The following is a 5,380-nucleotide window of genomic DNA, read 5'->3' as shown; positions in this document are numbered from 1 at the left end:
CATCCAGGACATGTACAACTCCTGGTGGTTTGTTTCCATGCTGGTGCTCTTCTCTCTCAACCTGACTGTCTGTACAATAGAACGGTTTCCACACATTTGGAAAGTGGTCACTCAGGACAACCTGGCCACGACCTCAGCCGATCGCTTAGGAAAAATGGCTATGCGTCGTAACTTCAGCACCCAAGCCGCTATCGATCAAGCCGTAAACACCCTCACAAATATCCTGGGCGCCACTGGCTGGAAAGTCAGCCAGGCAGAAAAAGACGGGGGCACGCTTCTTTTCTCACAAAAAGGCCCCTGGACCCGATTAGGAGTAATCATCGTCCACATCAGCATTCTGGTGATTTTTGCTGGTGCTCTGATCGGGTCATTTTACGGATACAAGGCCAGTGTCCTGATCCCGGAAGGCGGGGCCACCAGCCAGGTCTACCAATCAAATTCCGAGCACACCCCCATCCCTTTGGATTTCACTGTGCGTTGCGACGACTTCCAACTGACTTATTACGATACCGGAATGCCCAAAGAGTACCGCTCTGACCTAGTAGTCCTCAAAGGCGACCAAGAGTTGTACAGAAAATCAATCGTCGTTAATGACCCGATGCAGTTTGGCGGATTGACCTTCTACCAATCGAGCTACCAGCCTGTTGACGGTCAATTCAGTACCCAAATCACCAACGAAACAACAAAAGCTGCGCAGAAATTTATTATCGTCCCCCGGCAGGAAAACAAATGGCTGGCTGAAAACGTAACCTTTGGCATCACCGACATGTCAGGTCCGGACATGACGCAACGATATCAATACAAAATCTGGTTTTCGGACGGCAAGTCAGGACCATCGGAATTCTGGATCAATGAGGGTGGCACGGCAAAGATTAAACGTCCGGATACTACGTATATTTTTACTGCCAAACCACGATTTGCAACCGGTCTTCAAGTTGTCAAAGACCCAGGTGTTTGGACAGTATATACTGGCTGCATCATGATGGTACTAGGACTGATTGTGATCTTCTTCATGTCCCATCGCCGGGTATGGGTTTTCATATCGAACGATGGCAAGAAAACCAGCATCCTGGTCAGCGGGATGAGCAATAAGAATAAAATCGGCTTTGAAAAAGATCTCGATATCATCTATGATAAAGTCGCAGACGATTCTTCTCTCGCAGCACTGCCCCAGTAACACACACAAAAGGAACGATTATGAATAGCAGTGATCTCTTAGGTTTTACCACCTTTGGCTATCTTTTTGCCTCAATTCTTTATATCGCGATTTTCATATTCCGGGCGGAGAAAATTGGTTATGTCGCCTCGCTGGTTACTCTCCTGTCTTTTCTGGCAAATACCGCCGGCATAATCCTGCGCTGGATCGAATCATACCAAATGGGTTACGGCCACGCGCCACTGTCCAACATGTATGAATCTCTGGTCTTTTTTGCTTGGTCTATCGCTATCTTTTATCTCTGGATGGAATGGAAATTCAAGAACCGCCTCATAGGCGCCTTCGCCGTCCCATTTGCCTTCTTCAGCATGGCCTACGCATCCTTCGCCTCTGAAATTTCTTCAGAGATCAAACCATTGGTGCCGGCCCTGCAAAGCAACTGGCTAATTGCCCATGTTGTCACCTGTTTTATTGGCTATGCTGCTTTTGCTGTCGCCGCCGGCATAGGAATCATGTATCTATTAAAAGACCGTCAGGAGGAGGCGCAAAAACAAAAAGGCGCGGAACAAGGCGGCCTTCTTTCCACACTCCCTGCTCTCAGAATCATTGATGACATGACCTATAAGTGCATTGTCTTCGGCTTCGTGTGGCTAAGCGCTGGCATCATCACCGGGGCGATTTGGGCAAACGAAGCGTGGGGCACCTACTGGAGTTGGGACCCCAAGGAAACGTGGTCACTCATTACTTGGTTTGTCTACGCTGCAGCTCTTCATGCCCGGTTTGTCAAAGGCTGGGGCGGTCGGCGAATCGCCTGGATCGCCATCATCGGCATGTTCAGCGTAATCTTCACCTATTATGGAGTCAACTTCCTCCTCTCAGGCCTGCACAGCTACGGCTCATCATAATGTAAGAAAGCAGCAAGAAACCTTGACAATCATTAAAGGCCGATGCGATTAAACCAAGCGTCGGCCTTTATTTATGTAGTCCCCAGAAAGAACTTCGCCAGGAAACAACAGGCGGCCACCAGGTTCATTAGTCAACCTACCAACAAAACGACTAAGAAATACAGTGGGTCACAAAAAAAAGGCCCCAGCATAATGCTGGGGCCTTTTTCTATCAAAATGGAGGCGGCGATCGGAGTCGAACCGATGAATAAAGGTTTTGCAGACCTCTGCCTTAGCCACTTGGCTACGCCGCCATATCAACGACTTGGAAAATTGAAGGCCATAATATCCGTTACTAACCTATTTGACAAGAGAAAACTTGCATGCGAGCAATCACTTCAACGTTTCAAAAACACTAAACATCCATCACGTACCCTTACTTTCATATGAGCAGCATACAAAATCATCTCATTCCTTCTCATTGCCAACTTTCACAGTTAGAAAATCTAATCGGCTACCGCTTCACAGACCAGTCACTCCTGCTCCGAGCCCTCACCCACCGCTCTTTCCGGGCCGAACACCCAAGACTGGTAGCAACAGACAATGAAACTCTCGAATTTCTAGGCGATGCAGTACTTGATCTGGTTATCGGCGCTCAACTCATCGCGCTATACCCGGAAAAACCCGAAGGGGAGTTAACAAAACTCCGTTCCGCTCTTGTCCAGGAGAAACATCTATCCATTGTAGCTAATGATCTGAGCATCGGGACATTCTTACTCCTCGGCAAGGGAGAAGATCAAAGTAAAGGACGCCAGAAACCTTCCATTCTTGCATCTACCTACGAGGCTGTGGTCGGAGCAATTTTTTCCGATAGTAATTACCAGACTGCCAAAGAAATAATCGAGCATCAATTCCATGCCCGAATCGATATGGCTCAACTGGCCATGAAAGCCAGTGACCCTAAAAGTGCACTTCAAGAGTTAACCCAGGAAAAGCACAATACAGCCCCTGCCTATGTCCTTGAAAGCTCGGAAGGACCAGATCATGCCAAAATCTTTACTGTCTCTGTCCATCTTCTTGGGCGATGCGTGGCCTCCGCCTCGGCCAGAAGCAAAAAAGCAGCTGAACAAAAAGCGGCAGCGGCAGCCATTACCCATTTACGCCAACCTTGAGTCACCATCCCTCACCTTTCATCATTCCAATCTTTCTTAATCACCTGGGATGCCCTCACCGCTGCATCTTCTGCAACCAAATACCCATCACCGGAACTTCCTCACCAGCATTAAGCCGTCCCACAGAATCTGTTGCTGCAGAAATCAGCGCCTGGCTTGAAAGGTCGAGACAAACACCACGCAAGACCCAGGTTGCTTTTTATGGCGGTAGCTTCACAGGACTCCCCTTTGATCTACAGAGGCAGTATCTTGAGGCGGTGCAACCATTTATCAAATCCGGCCACGTAGATGAAATTAGGCTTTCAACCCGCCCCGATTATATTTCCCCCACCACACCAGAATTCCTACGCAACTTCGGAGTTACGATCATTGAGTTGGGGGTCCAATCTATGAGTCAGAACGTGCTCAATCAAAGCCAGAGAGGGCATAGCGTAAATCAAATCAAACAAGCGCTATCAATCCTCAAAAGTTGTGGGATCACCACAGGTGCACAAATCATGATTGGACTCCCGGGAGAGAGCACCATCACGACAGTTTCGGGGGCAAAGTCTCTCGCTCAATTGCAACCCGACTTTGTTCGAATCTATCCAACACTTGTCATCAAGGGTAGTGGCCTTGAACAATTATACCACTCCGGTAGATACCATCCATTATCACTGAATAAAGCCGTCACCCTCACCGCTCGACTTACCCAAATTTTTGCTGAAAAAGATATCGCCGTTATCCGAGCAGGTCTCCAGTCTAATCTTGAGCTTGAAGCACATTTAATCGCAGGCCCATATCATCCTGCATTTGGTGAATTGGTCAAGGCCAGACGCTTGTTCCACGAAGTCAGGCGCAAACTCCACGACTACCGAAACCGCCCCTGTAGGATTACTATCGCCATTCAGGACCAATCACTACTCACCGGCAATAAAGAAGAAAATCTACTCCGACTAAAGCGACTTGGGCTACTCGACCATGCAACAATTATTTTTAAAGATTTAGGAGGGCAACGGGGGAAAGTTCTGATGGAGGAGGTCGACTAAAGCTCGAGAACCTTACCCCCTTGCCTTGACATAAACACGCCAAGGGGCGGGGTATCCCTCAATAGTTAGATGAGAATTCTCAGGATCCACAAAATCACTAAAAGACTCAAAGGTCATCCAGTCGGTTCGTCGTTGCTCCTCTGGACCCATGGGATGCTCTGCAAACACCTCAACATCAACAAACCCGGCCCGCAGCAACCAATTCACCAAACAACTCGAGGTGGGCACAAAGTAGGTCCCTGGGACCTTGGCGTAGGTCTTTTCTGGAAAAAGGGCAACCGGCAATTCACCAGGGATGGCTTGCGACTCGACAATCAGTGTACCCCCCGGTTTGATTGACTGCTTAATCTCCTTCAACATCTCAACCGGTGATATCCGGTGATAAATAATCCCCATTAAAAAAACGAGATCGAAACAGGCCGGAAAAAGGCCGATATTTTCCACTCCAAAAGGCTCTATGTAAAGATTTTTTTGATCAGCCAGACTATTCAATGTTTTAAAGGCGAAATAATGCTGTACTGAAGGTTCGAAGCCAAGGACCACGGCTGGACGCTTGGCCGCCATCCGAAACATATAGTAGCCATTATTACACCCTATATCCGCAACCACCTTGCCATCGAGATCGGGAAGCGCAGACAAAACCCTCCCCCATTTACGATCACTTCGCCACTCGGCATCAATGGTGATCCCAAATACCTCAAATGGCCCTTTCCGCCATGGCATAAAGGCACGCATCGCAGCATCTACCCTCCGGAGATCTTCGTGTCCAAGATCTCCCTCCGCCCCGATGCATACCACATCGTGCAAAAAATCTACCGACTGAGCAGTAATATTAGAAACAGAATCAAACGGCTGACGAAAGCGGAGAAATCCCTTCTTGTCCTGCCAGAACCTTTCATTTAATTTGGCACGAAGTTTTTTTACCGCAGCATGATCGGCTGTCGGCATAAAGGATAAATAGTCTTGTACCATTGTATATAATGAATCCATTCTTTGAAAGGGTAGTCCACGTTCGTTTTTTTTGTTCACTATCCCACTCAAAACCAAAAAACAAACAGAGTCCGAACATAACTCTTCAGCAAATCTATAAAGGTGAAAAAGAGGCCCATTCGCTATACCCCACTATACAAATGGGCCGAT

The 5,380-nt window shown here is 47.9% G+C and carries 5 protein-coding genes and 1 tRNA gene; 4 read left to right on the top strand and 2 right to left on the bottom strand.

The features are described 5' to 3' along the window. Both FP815_14680 and ccsB read left to right on the top strand, forming a co-directional pair. Positions 1–1,177 (top strand): cytochrome c biogenesis protein ResB (locus tag FP815_14680; GenBank protein MBA3016173.1); only part of this gene is annotated, 1,177 nt, incomplete at its 5' end. 20 nt (positions 1,178–1,197) lie between these two features. Beyond that, positions 1,198–2,061, top strand: coding sequence for a c-type cytochrome biogenesis protein CcsB (gene ccsB / locus FP815_14675; protein ID MBA3016172.1), 864 nt, complete (start codon positions 1,198–1,200; stop codon positions 2,059–2,061). A 217-nt stretch (positions 2,062–2,278) separates the two neighbouring features. Here the strand turns inward: ccsB and FP815_14670 are convergent. After that, positions 2,279–2,354, bottom strand: a tRNA-Cys gene (locus FP815_14670). A 132-nt stretch (positions 2,355–2,486) separates the two neighbouring features. Between FP815_14670 and rnc the strand changes: the two genes are divergently transcribed. Next, positions 2,487–3,212, top strand: coding sequence for a ribonuclease III (gene rnc / locus FP815_14665; GenBank protein MBA3016171.1), 726 nt, complete (start codon positions 2,487–2,489; stop codon positions 3,210–3,212). Next, entirely contained in the window at positions 3,209–4,240 is a 1,032-nt protein-coding gene (locus FP815_14660; protein ID MBA3016170.1) for a radical SAM protein, read from the top strand. Before rnc ends, FP815_14660 begins: the two co-directional genes overlap by 4 nt. Before the next feature lie 12 nt (positions 4,241–4,252). Here the strand turns inward: FP815_14660 and cmoB are convergent, their stop codons facing one another. Then, positions 4,253–5,212 (bottom strand): tRNA 5-methoxyuridine(34)/uridine 5-oxyacetic acid(34) synthase CmoB, encoded by a 960-nt coding sequence (cmoB, locus tag FP815_14655; protein MBA3016169.1) that lies wholly within the window; start codon positions 5,210–5,212, stop codon positions 4,253–4,255. Between the last annotated feature and the right edge of the window lie 168 nt (positions 5,213–5,380).

Source organism: Desulfobulbaceae bacterium (assembly GCA_013792005.1).
In the GTDB taxonomy this organism is placed as follows: domain Bacteria; phylum Desulfobacterota; class Desulfobulbia; order Desulfobulbales; family VMSU01; genus VMSU01.
Note: the sequence above shows the minus strand (reverse complement) of the source record. Positions and strands in the feature narration are given on the sequence as shown.